We start from the raw sequence: 16,805 nt of genomic DNA on the forward strand, positions 1-16,805 counted from the left end.
CCGGCCGAGTCTTGCGGCCGGGGGCTCTTTTTCGTGAGTTCCGGCACCCGCAGGCGACCTATTGCATGGTCGAGGGCAGCCAGGTGATGAGCTGCGGGAACAGCACCAGGAAGAAGATCAGGATCAGGTGCGCGACCACATGCGGGATCGAGCCGTGGAAGATCTGCCCGACCGGGATGCCGGTATATTTCGAGATCACGAAGACGTTCAGCCCGAAAGGCGGCGTCACCATGCCCAGCTCGGCCGTCACGATCACGATCACCGCGAACCAGTAGGGATCGAAGCCCAGGCTGTTCATCAGCGGCACCATGATCGGAACCGTCAGGATCAGCATGGTGATCATGTCCATGAAGCAGCCCAGGACGACATAGAGCAGGATCGCGAAGGCCAGCACCGCCCAGCGGCTCATGCCGATCTCGGCGACGAACTGGATCAGGCTCTGCGTCATCTGCGTCAGCGTCACGAAATAGCCGAAGACCGAGGCGCCGATGATGATCAGCGCGATCATGCAGCTGGTCTCGGCCGAGGTCCGGACCGCCTTGGCCAGCTTGCTGGCCGGCACCCGCCGCCACAGGCACAGGAGCAGCGCGGCCAGCGCGCCGATGGCCGAAGTCTCGGTCGGGGTGGCGATGCCGGTATAGATCGCGCCGATCACGACGATGAACAGCAGCAGGAAGCTCCAGGTGTTGCGCAGCGACCGGATCTTCTCGCCCAGCGAATAGCGCTGACCGGCCGGCGCGTGATCCGGGTCCATGCGGACCAGGAGCAGGACGGTCAGGATGATCGTGATCGTGACCAGGATGCCCGGCACCAGCCCGGCGATCAGCAGTTGCGACACGCGCAGGTCGGCGATCAGCGCATAGAACACCATGGCCACGCTGGGCGGGATCAGCATGGCCAGCGTGCCCGAGATCGCCGCCACCCCGGTCGCCAGCCGCGTGTTGTAGCCCTGTTTCAGCATGCCGGGGATGCTGGTCGAGGCCAGCGTCGCGGCGGCAGCCGTGCTTGAGCCCGAGACCGCGCCGAAGATCGCCCCGGTCATCGCCGTGGCATGGGCAAGACCGCCCGGCGTGCGGCCGACCCAGATCCGGGTGACGTCGAACAGCTCGTCGGTGACGCCGCTGACCGTGATCAGGTTCGCCATCAGGATGAACATCGGGATGGCGATCAGTGCATAGATCTGCACCGAGGACAGTGGCGAGGTGGTCAGCAGGCCGGCGATCATGTCCGGCCCCAGCATCATGTAGATGCCGATGCCGCCCGCGACCAGGAAGGTCAGCGCGACAGGCAGGCCGACGGCCATCAGGACGACGAACAGTCCAAGTGCGACAGTGGTTGCCATTATTCCGCTCCGGGCGCGACGGGGTCGCTATAGGGGTTGTGACGCTGGGGATAGGCGACCTCCGTGTCGCCGGTGACGCAGGCATGAAGGTTCGCCACGACCGCATGGACGACACGCAGCGACAGCACCCCCATGCCGATGGGCACGATGATCTTGCTGGGCCAGATCGGCAGCGGATAGACGCCGCCGGTGGTCTCGGCCATGTGCCAGCTTTCATGGGCCACGCCGGCGCCGGCCCAGGCGATCGCCACCAGAAAGACCAGCGAGAGCAGCAGGGAAAGCGCCAGCACGCCGTTGAACAGCCGCTGCGGCAGGGTGTTGGCCACCGCATCCACCGCGATATGCGCGCCTTCGCGCAGCGCGATCGAGAAGGCCAGGAAGGCCGAGGCCGGCAGCAGATACAGCACGACGACATCCTGCACGAAGGCCAGCGGGCTGTGCATGACATAGCGGAGCCCGGCATCGGCGCTGACCAGCAGCATCATCGCCACGATTGCGGCCGAGGCGAGCCCCATCATCAGCTTTTCCATCAGGTTCAGCATCCGGTCCGTGCTCCGGATCGCCTTTTTCAGGCCACTGTCCCTGCCCGGCACGTTAAAACGGGTGTTCATGACACTCTCTCCAGATTTCGGGGCCCTTCGGTTGGAAGGACCCGGCTGATCCGATCATTTTCCAAGCGCGGCCCTGTAGGCGTTCAGCGTCTCGGTGCCGGGGCGGCCCTGCTTGTCCAGGTTGGCGGCCCAGTCCGCGGCGACCGGCGCCAGCAGCGCGTCCATCTCGGCCCGCATCTCGTCGCTGACCTGGGTGACCTCGACCCCGGCCTGGATGGCGCGCTCCATGGCGGCGGCTTCTTCCTTGTCCATGAATTCGCAGGCGCTTTTCTCAGCCACCTTGCCGGCCTCGATCATCGCCTGCTGCACGTCCGCGGGCAGCGACTGGAACTTCTTTTCGGAAATGGCCAGGAACATCGAGGCGCTGCCGAGCGGGTAGCCGGTCAGCGAATATTTCGCCACCTCGTGCAGCCCGTAGTAATCGACGAAGGCCATGAAGGCGAGCGTCGCCGCATCCACCGTGCCGCGGGCAACGGCATCATAGATCTCGCCCGCCGGGATCTTGATGCCGACGGCGCCCAGCTTGGCCACCGCAAGCTCCATGCCGGGGCCGGCCACGCGGATCTTCGCGCCCTTGAAGTCCTGCATCGACTTGAGCGGGCGGGTGCCGTCGATCGAATAGGGCGGAAACACCATATAGGACAGTACGCGAATGTTCGCGGTCTTGTATTCGCTGTCATAAAGCGGCGTGCCCGGCTCGGAAATCGTGCGGAAGGCCGCGCTGGCAGCGCATGAGCCTTCGGCCAGGCCGGGCATTTCGATGATCCCGCTCAGCGGCAGCTTATCGGCGAAATAGCCCGGCACGATCTCGCCGACATCGACGACGCCAAGCTGCACCGAGTTCATCAGCTCGGTGGACTTGGCCAGCTGTTCCGAGGGGAAATACTGGAACTGCACCTTGCCGCCGGTGCGCGCCGCCATCTCGTCCATGAACACCTTGGTGCCGTGGGCGCCGACGAAATGGGTCGGCGGCACCATGCCGCCCAGCCTGAGCGAGATCTGGTCCTGGGCCGCGGCCATGCCCGGCGCGCCGACCAGCCAGCACAATCCCAGTGCAAAAGCCGTCAATCTGTTTTTCATTTTTTCCTCCCATCGAAGACCCGAAGGCCATCCCCTGTGGATCGCCATGCTTCTCTCGGTCACTCGATGCAGCAAACCGTATGCCAACCGCATGGCGCGGTCGCGCGTCACGGCTTTGACACGGATTTTTTCGCGAGAGCGCGAGGATACAAAGCGCCGCGCGGCGATCACCGGGCCTTGCTGTCCCCGGCGTGCGATGACGGCCCGGACGGATCGGCGCCATTCTGAAACGGCGCCGCAAGGGGGCCCGTCTCCGATGCCTGCGGGATTGGCATATGATTTGCTGCATTCGCCCGTTGAGGCTCGCACCCGCGATTCATGGGGGATCGCTCCTCGAGCCTCGACGGGAGGAAACACATGAAAAACAGATTGACGGCTTTCGCACTGGGATTGTGCTGGCTGGTCGGCGCGCCGGGCATGGCCGCCGCGCAGGAGCAGATCTCGCTCAGGCTGGGCGGCTTCCTGCCCCCGACCCATTGGGTCGAGGTCCATGGCACCAAGGTGTTCATGGACGAGATGGCGGCGCGCACCGGCGGCAAGGTGCAGTTCCAGTATTTCCCCACCGAACAGCTGGCCAAGTCGACCGAGCTGCTCAGCGCCACGCAGCTTGGCGTCGTCGATATCGGCGAGATCGCGCCCAGCTATTTCGCCGACAAGATCCCGCTGGCCGGCATCCTGGAAATGCCCGGCCTGGCCGAAAGCTCCTGCGCCGCCAGTGCGGCCTTCCGCACCATCTCCGAGCCGGGCACGCCGCTTTATGACAGCGAATACAAGCCGGCCGGCGTGCGCATCCTTTCCTATATGGTCATGCCGCCCTATTCGATTCACGGCCGCAAGCCCATCCACAAGATGGAGGATTTCAAGGGCATGAAGATCCGCGCGGCCGGGGCCGGCATGGAGCTTTCGGTGGCCAAGCTGGGCGGGGCCGGCGTCAAGGTCCCGAACGGCGAGATCTATGATGCCGTCGCCCGCGGCACGGTGGACACCACCTTGCTCGCCTTCATGTCATCGGTGGACTACATGGGGCTTCCCGAAGTCGCGAAATACTCCTTCACCGGCTACAATTTCGGTCAAGGCGCGGTCTTCCTGGGCATTTCCGAGAAAAAGTTCCAGGCGCTGCCGCCGGACGTGCAGGAGGCGATGATCGAGGCCGGCAAGAAGGCCCAGCAGAGCGCCTGCGAATTCATGGACAAGGAAGAGGCCGCCGCCATGGAGCGCGCCGTCCAGGCCGGAGTCGAGGTCACCCAGGTCAGCGACGAGATGCGGGCCGAGATGGACGCGCTGCTGGCGCCGGTCGCCGCGGACTGGGCCGCCAATCTGGACGCCCACGGACGCCCCGGCACCCCGACGCTGGAGGCCTACAAGGCCGCCCTGGGCAAATGAGCCGGCCGGCCGGGGTCCCGCGGTTCCACGGACCCCGGCCTTGGGCCATTTCCCGTGGGCAAGCATCGTGAAAGCCCGCGCGGACGCACCGGCCCGAGGTGGTGGTGCGCCCGCCGGACCCGCCCGACACGCAGGATCAGAGCCAGCGGCTGCTCCGCCAAGCGATGACGGAACCCCGCGCCCGGCCAGATGGACGTCCCGAATGCCCAAAGACACGAAAACCGCCGGGGAAGAGATCGCGGCCCCTCCGCAAGAGCGCAGGAGACATCTCGTCGTCTTCGGCTTCCTGATGCTCGCCCAGCTTGTCGCCACGCTGGACAACCAGATCGTCGCGACCGCGCTGCCGACCATCGTCGGCGAGCTGGGACAGCCGCAATATTTCAGCTGGCTGATCTCGGCCCATATCCTGGTGCAATGCGCGGTGATGCCGATTTACGGCAAGCTGGGCGACGTGCTCGGCCGGAAATATCTCTGCGTCGCCGCCCTGGCGATCTTCGCCATCGGCTCGCTGGCCTGCGCGGCAAGCTGGTCGGCGGTCAGCCTGATCGCGGCGCGGTCGTTCCAGGCGGTCGGAACCGGCGGCCTGCTGGTCTCGGTCTATGCCGTCAATGCCGATCTGTTCGAGCCGGCCCGGCGCGCGCGGTTCCAGAGCTATCTCAGCCTGATGCTGGTCTTCGGCTCCTTCTCGGGGCCGGTGCTGGGCGGGCTGCTGACCGAGAGCTTCGGCTGGCGCTCGGTCTTCTTCATCACCGCGCCGCTCAGCCTGGCGGGCATCCTGGGCTTTCTGATATTCCTGCCGCGGCGTGGGGCGCGGCCCCGGCCGGTGATCGACTATGCCGGGGCCGCGGCGCTGGCCCTCACCATCACGCTTCTGGTGATCTGGATGGACAGCATCCGCATCTTCGACAGTTTCGCGGCACCCGCCAGCCTGGCGCTGGCGGCCGGGATCGCCGTTTGCGGATTTGCCTGGGTGCGCATCGAGCGGCGCGCGCCAGAGCCGGTCATGCCGCTGGCCCTGCTTGCAAGCCGCGACTTCGCGCTTCTGGTGGTCTGCACCCTGTGCTGCGGGGCGATCTCGGTCGGGCTGATCAACTATCACGCCTATTTCATGCAGATGGCCATCGGCCTGACCCCCTCGCAGGCCGGGCTGTTCTTCATCGCGATCACGGTGGGCGTCACCTGCGGCGCCCTGGTCTCGGGGCGGCTGATGTCCGCAGGCTGGCATTTCACCCACCTGTTGCGCTGCTCGCTGGGGCTGAGCGTCGTGATGCTCAGCGTATTCGCGCATCTTTCGGCGCATGTGCCGCTGGCGGGGCTGGCGGCGGCCTTCGTGGTTCAGGGCATCGCCACCGGGCTGTCGATGAACGCGCCGGTGCTGGGCGCGCAGGTGACCGCCCTGCCCCGGGACATGGGCGCGGCGACCGGCGCGATCTCGCTGGTGCGGATGGTCGGCGCGGCCCTGGGCATCGCCGTCTATGGCGCGATCCTTGCGGCGGGCCGGGCCGGGCTGCACCTGCCGGGCGGCGACGGGGCGCTGACGCCCGCGGCCCTTGCCGCCCTGCCGGCCGAGCTGCGCCAGATGGTGGTCGCGCAATCGGTCGCCTCCTTCGCGACGCTGTATCAGATCGCGGCCTTTGTCGCGGCTTTCGGCTTTCTCACCACCCTGTTCATGCGCCGGCCGGCGCTCTGACCATCCGCATCGGCCGGGCAAGGGCATGGCCGGCCGATGCAGGGCCGAGGGATCAGCCGACCACCCGGCCCGCATTGCCGGGCGTGCCGTCCACGACCACGACCTTGGTCTCGAGATAGGGTGCCAGCCCTTCAGTGCCGCCCTCGCGCCCCAGGCCGGATTGCTTGAAGCCGCCGAAGGCCAGGCCCATTTCAAGCCGGTAGCCGTTCTGGCCGACCGTGCCCGAGCGGATCTGGCGCGCCACCGCATAGGCGCGATCCGCGTCTTGGGTGAAGACCGAGGCATTCAGCCCGTAGATGGTGTCGTTCGCGATCTCGACCGCTTGCGCCTCGTTCTCGGCTGGGATGACCGACAGGACGGGGCCGAAGATCTCCTCGCGGGCAATGGTCAGGTCGTTGCCGACATTGGCAAACACCGTCGGCTCGACGAAATAGCCCCGGTCGAGGCCCTTCGGGCGCCCGCCGCCCGCGGTCAGCCGCGCGCCTTCCGCCTTGCCCTTGGCGATATATCCCTCGACCCGCTCGCGGTGCCGTTCCATGGCCAGCGGCCCCATCTCGCACGAGGGCTCGAAGGGGTCGCCGACCTTCACCGCCCTGAAATTCTCGCTCAGCGCCTCGACCAGCGCGTCGTGGCGGTGCCGCGAGACGATGATCCGGGTCAGCGAGGCGCAGACCTGCCCGGTCAGGAAGGTCGCCCGCGATGTGATGGCCTTCGCCGCCGTCCCGAGGTCGTAATCGTCGAGGACCAGCGCGGGCGACTTGCCGCCCAGTTCCAGGGTGACCCGGGCGATGCGCTCGCCGCAAGCCGAGGCGATGCGCCGCCCGGCGAGCGTCGAGCCGGTGAAGGTGATCTTGTCCACGCCGGGATGGCGGACCAGCCTCTCGGACGCCTCCCGGTCGGCGGTGACGATGTTGATCACCCCTGCGGGCAGCCCGGCCGCCTCGGCGGCCTCGGCCAGGATATAGGCCGGACCCGGCGCCTCGGGCGAGGACTTGACGATGACGGTGCAGCCCGCCAGCAGCGCCGGCGCCACCTTGTTGGCGATGATGCCCGGCGTGCCGTTCCAGGGGATGATGGCGCCGACCACGCCGACCGGCTCGCGCAGCAGCAAGGCCAGCGCGCCGCCGGATTGCGAGGGATGCCGTTCCTGGAAGGGATAGGTCGCCGCCAGGCCGGCGTAATAGCGATAGCTGGCGCTGACCGCGGGCATCCGCATGGTGGCGATGGCGTGCAGCACGCCGGATTCGGCGGTCCAGATCCGCGCCTGCCGATCCGCCCGCCTGTCCAGCTCGTCGGCGAGCCGGTGCATATGGGCCGCGCGCTCCTCATGCGACATGCGCGGCCAGGGTCCGCTGTCGAAGGCGCGGCGCGCGGCTTCGACGGCACGGTCGATATCCGCCTCCTGCGCCTCGGCCACGACCTCGAAGATCTCCTCGGTGGCCGAGTTCCGCACTGTGATCGTCGCATCGCTGGAGGGCGCGGACCACTCTCCGCCGATGAAGAATTTCCCTGCATGCGGGATGATGTCTTGTCGGGTCATCGCCTTGCCTGCCTCTCTCGGAACCGTTGCGGGGCCTGTGCCGCCCGGCAATGCACGGGTTGCCCGTGCGGGAAACAGCCAGCAACTCCCATGCCAGATGGCGCCATTGGCCGGCGGCACGGGACCGCGGATCGCCCGCGGCACGGTTCTTGCGGGTCCTCGTCCCTGTGATTCAGGCGCCGCCGGGATCATGACAAGGAGGAGAAACCAGAATGAAGCATACATCGCTTGCCGCCGCGCTGGCCGCAGCCCTGTTCAGCGCCCCGCTGCCCGCGGCGGCCGAGGAGCTGGAGCCGATCCGCATCATCCAATCCACCAGCAGCGCGGCTTTCATGCCCTATCTGACCGCGCTGACCATGGGCTATTTCGAGGAAGCCGGGCTCGAGCCCGAGCTGATCACCACCTCCAGCGGCTCCAAGGTCGCCGCCGCCGTGGCCGGGGGCTCAGCCGATGTCGGCATGACGGCGGCCAGCACGTCGCTGTTCCTGCGCAACGAGGGCGTCGATATCCGGCTGCTTGCGCCGCTGGCCACCCAATACACCACCGGGATCGTCTTTTCCGAGAAATGGGCGGCAGACCACGGCATCACCCGCGAAAGCCCGCTCGAGAACAAGCTGGCCGCGTTGAAGGGCGCCCGCCTTGCCACGCCGGGCGGCAGCGCCGGCGAGCACATCCTGCGCTACCTGGCGATCAAGGCGGGGCTCGACGCGGATCGCGAGATGGTGATCGTGCCGATGGGCAGCGACATCGGGACCTATCAGACGGCCCTCGAACAAGGACAGATCGACGGGATCTCGCTTTCGGCGCCCTCCCCCGACCTGGCGGTCCGCAACCTGAACGCGGTCTATGCTTTCAACCTGCCGATGGGCGAAGTGAAGGAGCTCGACGGTTTCCTCTATACCGTCGCCATGACCAACGGCGCCTGGGTGGACAGCAATCCCGAGGCGGCGGCGAAAGTGGTCAAGGCCATCGAAATGGCCACCTCGGCCATGCATGACGATGCGACCTCGGCGCAGGTCCGCGACAAGGTTCGCGAACGCTATTTCGACACGATCGAGCCCGATCTCTTTGCCGATATCTGGGAACAGGCCCGTGTCTATGCCCCGAAACAGATGCAGATCGAACGGGCCGACGTCGAGAAGGTGATCGAGTTCACCAACCTGTTCTCCGGCGACACGCAGCTCGACCCCGGCATTATCGAAGGCAGCTACTACACCGCGCCCTGAGACAGCAGCGCGGACAGAGAAGGACGCCCCAGCCTGGATCCCGCGGCTCGTCCTGCTGCACCGCGCCTGCCTTTCAGAGATCGCTTCATGTGTGACGGGAGCAAGGTGAAAGTGACACGCCGAGCAGGATGATCATGGCCAACATCGCCGCAAGCGTTCGCAGACCACCACCACGGACGGCTTCGGTTGCCGGCTTGAAGTTCCAGGGCAGCAGGTCGTCGAGGTGGCTTTGCGGATGGCCGCTGGTGCTGGCAAGCGTCGCCTTGAGGTAGGCGAAGGCTCGGCGCCGACCTTGCGTTCGATCCCATATCGCGTTCCGACCGAAGGCCGGCAGGCCGGGTTTCGGGCCGGCAGACCGCGATGGTCATCCTGCGTCTCCGGTCGTGCGCCCTCCGCGGCAGCCTCGGAGCGGTCCGTCGCCAGCAGGATGAACCCCGGCAGCATGGCATTTTTTGGCACTCTGTTTGCAACACGAGGCGAAGGAGAGAAATGTCGCGATCCAGATGGGATCGCCTGCTGCTTTTCGATGGGAGGAAAAAATGAAAAACAGATTGGCGGCTTTCGCACTGGGCCTGTGCAGCCTGATCGGTGCCGCGGGCAGCGCGGCAGCCCAGGACCAGATCTCGCTCAGGCTCGGCAGCCTTCTGGCGCCCAGCCATTAGATCGAGGCCCACGGAACCAAGGTGTTCATGGACGAGATGGCGGAGCGCACCGGCGGCAAGGTGCAGTTCCAGTATTTCTCATCCGAGCAATTGGCCAAGTCCACCGAACTGCTCAGCGCCACGCAGCTGGGCGTCGTCGATGTCGGCGAGATCGTTCCCAGCTATTTCGCCGATAAGCTGCCGGCGAGCGGGATCCTGGAAATGCCCGGCCTGGCCGAAAGCTCCTGCGCCGCCGGCGCGGCCTTCCGCGCCATTTCCGAGCCGGGCACGCCGCTCTATGACAGCGAATACAAGCCGGCGGGGGTGCGTATCCTATCCTATATAGCGTACCCCTCTTATTCGTTCCACAGCATGCGCCCGATCCGTTCTATCGATGATTTCAAGGGCGTGAAGGTCCGCGTGTCGGGTCCCGGCATGGAGATTGCGGTCGCCAAGCTGGGCGGGGTCGGCGTCAAGGTGCCCTCGACCGAGATCTATGATGCCGTCGCGCGCGGCACCGTGGATGCGACCCTGCAGGGCTACCAGGCCATCGTGCATCATTATGGGCTGCATTATGGGCTGCATGAGGTGGTGAAACATTCGCTCACCGGCTATCCGTTCGGGCAAAGTGTGAGCACCTCCCCGAAAATCGGACAGTGACGTAAGCTCTGATCTTCCGTCTGCTGGTCTCCAAGAACGAGGAGAACAGACGATGTCGAAACGCAGGAACCATGACGCGGGCTTCAAGGCTCGCGTGGCGCTGGAAGCCGTGAAGGGCGAGCGCACCGTGTCGGAGCTGGCCGCGGAATACGGCGTGCATCCGACGATGATCCACCAGTGGAAGAAGGCGCTGCTCGAGGGGGCATCGGACATCTTCGAACGCGGCAGGAAGAAGAAGGCCGAGGTCGACGAGGAGACGGTGCGATCGCTGCACGCCAAGATCGGAGAGCTGGCCGTCGCCAACGATTTTTTGTCACGAAAGCTCAAGCCCTGGACCGGCAGGTGAGGCGCGGGATGATCGAACGCTCTCACCCCACGCTGTCGGTCGGGGCGCAATGCCGTCTGCTGTCGATCTCGCGGTCGTCGTTCTACTACGCACCGCAGGGCGAGACCGAGATGAACCTGGCGCTCATGCGGCTGATCGACCGTCAGTTCCTGGAAACCCCCTTCTACGGCGTCCAGCAGATGACCTGGCACCTGCAGAACGAAGGGCACCCAGTGAACATGAAGCGCATCCGGCGGCTGATGCGGCTCATGCGTCTGATGCCGATCTACCAGAAGCCCAACACCAGCAAGCCTGCGAAGGGGCACAAGACCTACCCCTATCTGCTGGGTGGCCTGCGGGTCGATCGGCACAACCATGCCTGGTGTGCCGACATCACCTATCTGCCGATGCGACGAGGCTTCCTCTACCTGGTCGCCATCATGGACTGGTTCACCCGCAAGGTGCTGGCCTGGCGCATCTCGAACACGCTCGAAGCCGACTTCTGCGTCGAGGCGCTGAACGAGGCGGTCCACCGCTTCGGCCCGCCCGAGATCATGAACACCGATCAGGGCTCGCAGTTCACGTCCTTCGCCTGGACCGACCGGCTGAAACGGATCGGCACCCGGATCTCGATGGACGGCAAGGGCCGGTGTCTCGACAACATCTTCATCGAGCGCCTTTGGCGGTCCCTGAAGTATGAGTGCGTCTATCTGCACGCCTGGGAGACCGGCTCGCAGGCGAAGGCGGGCGTTGGCCGATGGATCACCTTCTACAACCACCAGCGGCCCCACGCCGCCCATGGCGGACAGCCGCCCGCCGTGGTCTACTTCAACCAGATCGAAACCGATCAGCAGGGGCAGAGAGTAGCTTAAATCATCCCGGAAACTGTCCAAGAGATGGGGAGTAGCTCAGTGCGATCTTCCTCGGCATCTTGGAAAAGAAGTTCCAGGCGCTGCCGGAGGACGTGCAGCAGGCGATGATCGAGGCCGGCAAGGCCGCCGAGAAAAGCGCCTGCGAATTCGTGGACAGCGACGAGGCCGCGTCCAGGAAACTCGCCGAAGCGGCTGGCGTCGAGATCACCGAAGTGGGCGACGAATTGCGGGCGCAACTGGATGCCAAACTGGGGTCGGTCGCTGCGGACTGGGCCGCCGGCCTCGACAAGCAGGGCCGGCCGGGGACGCAGACACTGGAAGCCTACAAGGCCGCCCTTGCCAATTGATCGGATCAGCGGGCCTTTCAGACCGAAAGGCCCGTAAATCCTTGTCATCGGCATCGGTTTTGACGGGCCGGATGCTGCACAGCCCAGGCCCACGTTCCTGTCGTCGGCCCCCAGGCGTCTGCTCATCGGTGGCGAATGGGTCGCTTTCGCATCGGGTGCGACCTTCCACAGCATCCATCCATCCAACGGCCGGAAACTCGCCATGCTGGCGAAAGGAGGGGCGGACATCAATCGCGCGGTTACGGCCGCCCGCAAGGCCTTTGAAGGCGATTGGAAGAAGCTCAAACCTTTCGACCGGCAGCAGATCCTTCTTCGCATCGCCGATCTTGTCGAGGCGCAGGCGGATGACCTCGCGACCCTCGACACGCTGGAGATGGGCGCACCGATCTCGCGCACCCGCGCCAGCAAACGCCGTTGGGTAAGCCTGATCCGGTATTATGCCGGGATGGTCACGGCGATCCATGGCGACACCATCCCGAATTCGATTCCCGGCAACATCTTTTCCTACACATTGCGCGAACCGATAGGCGTGGTCGGGGGAATCACGCCGTGGAATGCGCCGGTCGGCACGGCCATATGGAAGATCGTGCCGGCCCTTGCCGCGGGTTGCACGGTGATCCTCAAGCCGTCCGAGGAGGCATGCCTGTCATCCCTGTATCTGGGCAAGCTGATGATGGAAGCCGGGCTGCCGGAGGGCGTCCTGAATGTCGTCCCGGGTTTCGGCGATGCCGGTGCGGCAATGGCGGCCCATGACGGCATCGACAAGCTCTGCTTCACCGGCTCCACCGCGACGGGGCAGGCGATCATCCGGGCCTCGGTCGGAAACGTGAAGCGCCTGACGATGGAGCTGTGCGGCAAATCCCCCGACATCGTGTTTGCCGATGCCGATCTTGACGCCGCGGTGCCGGGCGCGGCCATGGCGGTCTTTGCGAATTCCGGGCAGATCTGCTCTGCCGGGACGCGGCTCTTTGTCGGGGCAGGGATATATGACGAATTTGTCGAGCGCGTTGCCGATTTCGGCAAGACGCTGCGCATCGGCGATCCCATGCGCCCTGAAACCGAACTGAGTCCGCTCGTCTCGCAACGCCAGCTGGATCGGGTGTGTGGTTATCTCGACACCGGCCGGGAGGAAGGGGCTTCCGTCCTGTCCGGCGGGCGGCGGATTTCCGATGGCGACCTCGGGCAGGGGTTCTTCGTCGAGCCGACCGTCTTCACCGGCGTCAGGGATACGATGCGCATTGCCCGGGAGGAAATCTTCGGCCCGGTGATCTCGGCGATCAGGTTCGACGACCTGGACGAGGTCATCCAGCGCGGAAACGATACCGTCTTCGGCCTTGGAAGCGGGGTCTGGACGCAGTCGCTTGCGACCGCGCATCGCGTCGCGGCCGGGTTGCGTGCGGGCACCGTCTGGGTGAACTGCTATCAGTTGCTGGATCCTGCGGTTCCCTTCGGCGGCTACAAGACCAGCGGCTATGGCCGGGAATCCGGCCGGAAACATATCGAGAGCTTCCTGGAGACCAAGGCCGTGGTGATGAATCTCGGCTGAACCGCGTAACCATGCCGTCCTTGGACAGAACCATTTTACATTGGAGCAAATGATGAAAGCGCTTGTGCTCGAAGGCGTGCAGACCCTCTCGATCCAGGACTTGCCCGAGCCGGAACTCTCGGCCGGCGGCGCGGTGATCCGGGTCGCCGCGAACGGGGTCTGCCGCAGCGACTGGCATATGTGGATGGGTGACATGCCGCGCACCTACCCGATCGTTCTCGGGCACGAGATGACCGGCGTGGTCGAGGAGGTTGCCGAAGGGGTGACGAAATTCAGGAAAGGGGATCGGGTCATCGTGCCCTTCACCGGCAGCGACGGGACCTGCCCGCATTGCCAGACCGGCCATTCGCATCTGTGCGACGACCTGCAGGTTCCGGGCCGCAACTACAATGGCGGTTACGGTGAATATGTGAACGTGCCGCTGGCCGACCGCAACATGCTGCACCTTCCCGACGAGGTGAGCTTCATCGAGGGCTCCGCGCTTGGCTGCCGGTTCATGACCTCCTTCCACGGCATCGTCGATCGCGCCGCCGTGGCAGCCGGGGAATGGGTCGTCGTCTATGGCTGCGGCGGCGTCGGTCTGTCGGCGATCAACATCGCCCATACCCTGGGCGCCCGCGTCATCGGCGTGGATCTCAATCCGGACAACCTCCAGCTGGCCCGGGCGATGGGCGCGGAATTCGTGATCGACGGCCGCAGCAGCCATGACCCGGCCGGCGAGGTCCTGGAGCTGACGAAGGGCGGGGCCCATGTCTCTGTCGACGCGCTCGGGATTGCCGAGACCTGTGTGAACGGCATCCGCAGTCTCCGCAAGGGCGGACGCCATCTTCAGCTCGGGCTGACCACGAAGAAGGAAGCGGGCCATGTCAGCGTGCCGATCGATCTGATGATCGTTCGTGAACTGAAGATCATCGGCTCGGTCGGCATGCCGTCGCATCGGTTCGATGCGATGGTTCCGCTTGTGGCGAGTGGCCGGCTGGCGCCGGGCAAGCTGATGGCGGGCGAGATCCGCCTGTCCGAGGTCGCGGGCGTGTTCGACCAGATGACGCGTTCGGCGGTGACGGGCACGCTCGTGGTGACCGACTTCCGGAACTGAGCCGTCCCCAGGGCCATCGCCGAAAAGCTCAAATCCCGAAAATGTCCCGAGCGGAGGGATAGCCGGGTTGGCGCGAGCGCCTTCCAGATCCTCGAAGTCCGCTCGAGGGCCGCCAGGCGCTCAGCCGCGTCCCTTGCCGCCGCATCAGCGCGTTCGAGCCGTTCACGCGCTCCCTTATGGGTGGCCCGCCAAGGAGCGAACCATGCCGGATACGTTTGTGCAGATTGACATGTCATCGGAGAATTGCCACTTGCAGGCGGGGCGGGCCATACGTTTCTGACCCATCTGAATCTAATAGGGCGCCATATTGATCGTCGCCCCGGGGCGCGCACCTTCTTGCAGGCCGGGCCTGCCCATGATCGAACCGACCTCGGTCTCAAGGATCGAGGTGACGGTATCACGCACGATCTGTCAGGGCGGACACAGCAAGCACTTCCGTCTGCGCAACCCACAGCAGACCGATCCTGGAGAGCCGTCGCCCGCCCGGGAGATAGCCATGCCAAAAGATCCAGGCCGTGCAATCTACCCCGCAAACCTGGAGGACGAGCGTAAAGAACCGGATGGTCCGGGACGCGACAAGCCCAGGCCGTCCGACGCGCCGCCGTCCTCGATCCTCATTGGTGTGGGCAAGACCAGCAAGCCCCGGCGTCGGCTGCATAGCGACCTTGCAGCATCGTCTGTTGTGGCAAGTTAATTGCCATGTCATCTAATTCTGCATGGCAGCAGAACCCGCGACCCGTCCGATCCCACAGAACCCGCTTGCCACGCGGCTCGGCACGCTGATCGTGCAGGCCGGCCGACGCTGGCGGCTGCGCATCGATCAACGGCTGGAGGGATTCGAAGTGTCCTCGGCCGGGCTTGCGCCGCTGGTGCAACTGGCCCGCAGCGAGCGGCCGATGCGGCAGAAGGACCTGGCCGCCACGCTGGCGCTGGACGCGTCCTCGCTGGTGCGTGTGCTGGCCAATCTGGAAACCTCCGGACTGGTCGTCAGCGCCCCCGACCCGCAGGACGGCCGCGCCAAGGCGCTGAGCCTGACGCCGCGCGGACGGGACCTGGCGCTGCGCATCGCCGCTGTCTCGCAAGAGCTCGAACAAGAGGTCCTGGCCGGCATCGACGCGGACCAGATCGCGGTCGCACGGGCGGTTCTGCAACAGATATGGGACCGCTTGGCCCCCGAGACCGACAAGGGCACGACGAAATGACGACCGCGACATCCTCGCAAAACCCGGTGGCACCGCTGTGGATGCTGGCGCTGCTGACGCTCAGCGGTACGCTGGCCATGCATATCTTCGTCCCGGCCCTGCCGCTGGTGGTGGAAAGCTTCGGCACCACGACCAGCGCGGCGCAGCTGACCCTCAGCGCCTATATCGTCGGGCTGTCGCTGGCGCAGATCGCCTATGGCCCGATCGCCGACCGCTTCGGCCGCAGGCCGGTGCTGGTGGCCGGCATGGTGATCTATGCGGCGGCGGGCATCTCGGCCTTCTTCGCCTCGACCATCGGCAGCCTGATCGTCGCCCGCTTCTTCGAGGCGCTCGGCGGCGGCGCGGGGCTGGTGCTGGGCCGTGCCATGGTGCGCGACGGCAATTCCGGCGCGGAGGCGGCGCGCAAGCTGTCGCTGATGAACCTGATGGTCATGGCCGGCCCGGGCCTGTCGCCCCTGATCGGCGCCATGCTGGCGGCGGTGACCGGCTGGCGTTCGATCTTCGCGGTGCTGTGCCTGCTTGGCCTGGTGAACCTGGCACTGATCTGGACCCGGTTGCCCAAGACCGCGGCCGGCGAGGGGCGCGACATGGGCGTGGTGATGCGCAGCTATGGCGCGATGCTGAAATCACGCGGGTTCCTGGGCTACGCCATCGGTGGCGGGCTGGCGACGACCGCGGTCTACGCCTTCATTGCCGCGGCGCCCTTTATCTTCATCGACCAGTTGCACCGGCCGGCCGGCGAGGTCGGGTTATATCTGGCGCTGAACATCGTCGGCACCTGGCTGGGCAGCCTGACGGCCAGCCGCCTGGCGGGCCGGGTGCGCATGGGCCGGCTGCTGGTGCAGGGCAACCTGCTGAGCTGCCTGGGCGCTGCCATCTTCCTGGCCGTGGTGCTGGGCGGGCATCTGACGGTTGCCAGCGCCATCCTGCCGATGATGCTCTTGAGCTTCGGTGCCGGTATCGCCTCGCCCATGGCGCTGTCCGAGGCCCTGAGCATCGATCCGGCCGCTGCCGGCTCGGCCTCGGGGCTTTACGGCTTCGCACAGATGGCCATCGGCGCGATCTGCGCCGCGCTTAGCGGCATCGGCAGCAACCCGGCGCTGTCGGCGGGCATCGTGCTGCTTTCTGCCGGCGCCCTGGCGCAATTGGCGTTCTGGATTGCGCAAAGGCCACAAGGCGAGGTGGTCCGCTGATCGACGAGAAGGCCCAGCGTCTGGCCAGCCGCTTTGCAGTAAAGGTTGAAA

15 protein-coding genes and 1 pseudogene are annotated in these 16,805 nt (G+C 65.9%); 12 read left to right on the plus strand and 4 right to left on the minus strand.

Going from position 1 to position 16,805, the window contains the following annotated elements; translation table 11 throughout:
• Positions 1-58: 58 nt before the first annotated feature.
• From PARN5_RS0114710 to dctP (PARN5_RS0114720), 3 genes are read right to left on the minus strand one after another with little or no spacing between them, the layout of a single operon-like run.
• The gene (locus PARN5_RS0114710; protein ID WP_018000539.1) at positions 59-1,342 is read right to left on the minus strand and encodes a TRAP transporter large permease; all 1,284 of its coding nucleotides are present in this window, start codon (positions 1,340-1,342) and stop codon (positions 59-61) included.
• Positions 1,342-1,953, minus strand: coding sequence for a TRAP transporter small permease (locus tag PARN5_RS0114715; protein WP_081615004.1), 612 nt, complete (start codon positions 1,951-1,953; stop codon positions 1,342-1,344). The genes PARN5_RS0114710 and PARN5_RS0114715 overlap by 1 nt, the downstream gene beginning before the upstream one ends.
• Before the next feature lie 54 nt (positions 1,954-2,007).
• Positions 2,008-3,033 carry a TRAP transporter substrate-binding protein DctP gene (gene dctP, locus PARN5_RS0114720; RefSeq protein WP_232419397.1) on the minus strand — a complete coding sequence of 342 codons (1,026 nt, stop codon included), beginning with the start codon at positions 3,031-3,033 and terminating at the stop codon, positions 2,008-2,010.
• A gap of 357 nt (positions 3,034-3,390) precedes the next feature.
• Between dctP (PARN5_RS0114720) and dctP (PARN5_RS0114725) the strand changes: the two genes are divergently transcribed.
• The gene (gene dctP / locus PARN5_RS0114725; protein ID WP_232419400.1) at positions 3,391-4,416 is read left to right on the plus strand and encodes a TRAP transporter substrate-binding protein DctP; all 1,026 of its coding nucleotides are present in this window, start codon (positions 3,391-3,393) and stop codon (positions 4,414-4,416) included.
• Between the two features lie 202 nt (positions 4,417-4,618).
• Complete coding sequence (locus tag PARN5_RS22250) at positions 4,619-6,106, plus strand: MFS transporter (RefSeq protein WP_051071031.1); 1,488 nt, start codon at positions 4,619-4,621, stop codon at positions 6,104-6,106.
• Positions 6,107-6,158: 52 nt separating this feature from the next.
• Here the strand turns inward: PARN5_RS22250 and PARN5_RS0114735 are convergent, their stop codons facing one another.
• On the minus strand, positions 6,159-7,646 hold the full coding sequence (locus PARN5_RS0114735) for an aldehyde dehydrogenase (protein ID WP_018000544.1): 1,488 nt from the start codon (positions 7,644-7,646) through the stop codon (positions 6,159-6,161).
• A 212-nt stretch (positions 7,647-7,858) separates the two neighbouring features.
• Between PARN5_RS0114735 and PARN5_RS0114740 the strand changes: the two genes are divergently transcribed.
• The 10 genes and pseudogenes from PARN5_RS0114740 to PARN5_RS0114785 all read left to right on the plus strand — a co-directional run bounded on the left by PARN5_RS0114740 (position 7,859) and on the right by PARN5_RS0114785 (position 16,754).
• Positions 7,859-8,872 (plus strand): ABC transporter substrate-binding protein, encoded by a 1,014-nt coding sequence (locus PARN5_RS0114740; RefSeq protein ID WP_018000545.1) that lies wholly within the window; start codon positions 7,859-7,861, stop codon positions 8,870-8,872.
• Between the two features lie 539 nt (positions 8,873-9,411).
• The gene (locus PARN5_RS25135) at positions 9,412-9,534 is read left to right on the plus strand and encodes a hypothetical protein (RefSeq protein ID WP_018000546.1); all 123 of its coding nucleotides are present in this window, start codon (positions 9,412-9,414) and stop codon (positions 9,532-9,534) included.
• Between the two features lie 21 nt (positions 9,535-9,555).
• Positions 9,556-10,173, plus strand: coding sequence for a TRAP transporter substrate-binding protein DctP (dctP, locus tag PARN5_RS0114750; protein WP_276269690.1), 618 nt, complete (start codon positions 9,556-9,558; stop codon positions 10,171-10,173).
• Positions 10,174-10,225: 52 nt separating this feature from the next.
• Positions 10,226-11,370 (plus strand): annotated as a pseudogene (locus tag PARN5_RS0114760) (IS3 family transposase).
• A 59-nt stretch (positions 11,371-11,429) separates the two neighbouring features.
• On the plus strand, positions 11,430-11,717 hold the full coding sequence (locus tag PARN5_RS0114765; protein ID WP_018000548.1) for a hypothetical protein: 288 nt from the start codon (positions 11,430-11,432) through the stop codon (positions 11,715-11,717).
• Between the two features lie 124 nt (positions 11,718-11,841).
• Positions 11,842-13,263, plus strand: a complete 1,422-nt coding sequence (locus PARN5_RS0114770; protein WP_232419474.1) for an aldehyde dehydrogenase family protein — start codon at positions 11,842-11,844, stop codon at positions 13,261-13,263.
• Between the two features lie 49 nt (positions 13,264-13,312).
• Positions 13,313-14,359 (plus strand): alcohol dehydrogenase catalytic domain-containing protein, encoded by a 1,047-nt coding sequence (locus PARN5_RS0114775; RefSeq protein WP_018000550.1) that lies wholly within the window; start codon positions 13,313-13,315, stop codon positions 14,357-14,359.
• Positions 14,360-14,714: 355 nt separating this feature from the next.
• Positions 14,715-15,053 carry a hypothetical protein gene (locus tag PARN5_RS24285; protein ID WP_157404040.1) on the plus strand — a complete coding sequence of 113 codons (339 nt, stop codon included), beginning with the start codon at positions 14,715-14,717 and terminating at the stop codon, positions 15,051-15,053.
• A gap of 22 nt (positions 15,054-15,075) precedes the next feature.
• A complete protein-coding gene (locus PARN5_RS0114780) occupies positions 15,076-15,561 on the plus strand; it encodes a winged helix DNA-binding protein (RefSeq protein ID WP_018000552.1) in 486 nt (161 codons plus the stop codon).
• Positions 15,558-16,754: a multidrug effflux MFS transporter gene (locus PARN5_RS0114785; RefSeq protein ID WP_026155456.1), complete on the plus strand. Its 1,197-nt coding sequence runs from the start codon at positions 15,558-15,560 to the stop codon at positions 16,752-16,754. Before PARN5_RS0114780 ends, PARN5_RS0114785 begins: the two co-directional genes overlap by 4 nt.
• Positions 16,755-16,805: the final 51 nt, after the last annotated feature.

Source organism: Paracoccus sp. N5 (assembly GCF_000371965.1).
GTDB lineage: Bacteria > Pseudomonadota > Alphaproteobacteria > Rhodobacterales > Rhodobacteraceae > Paracoccus.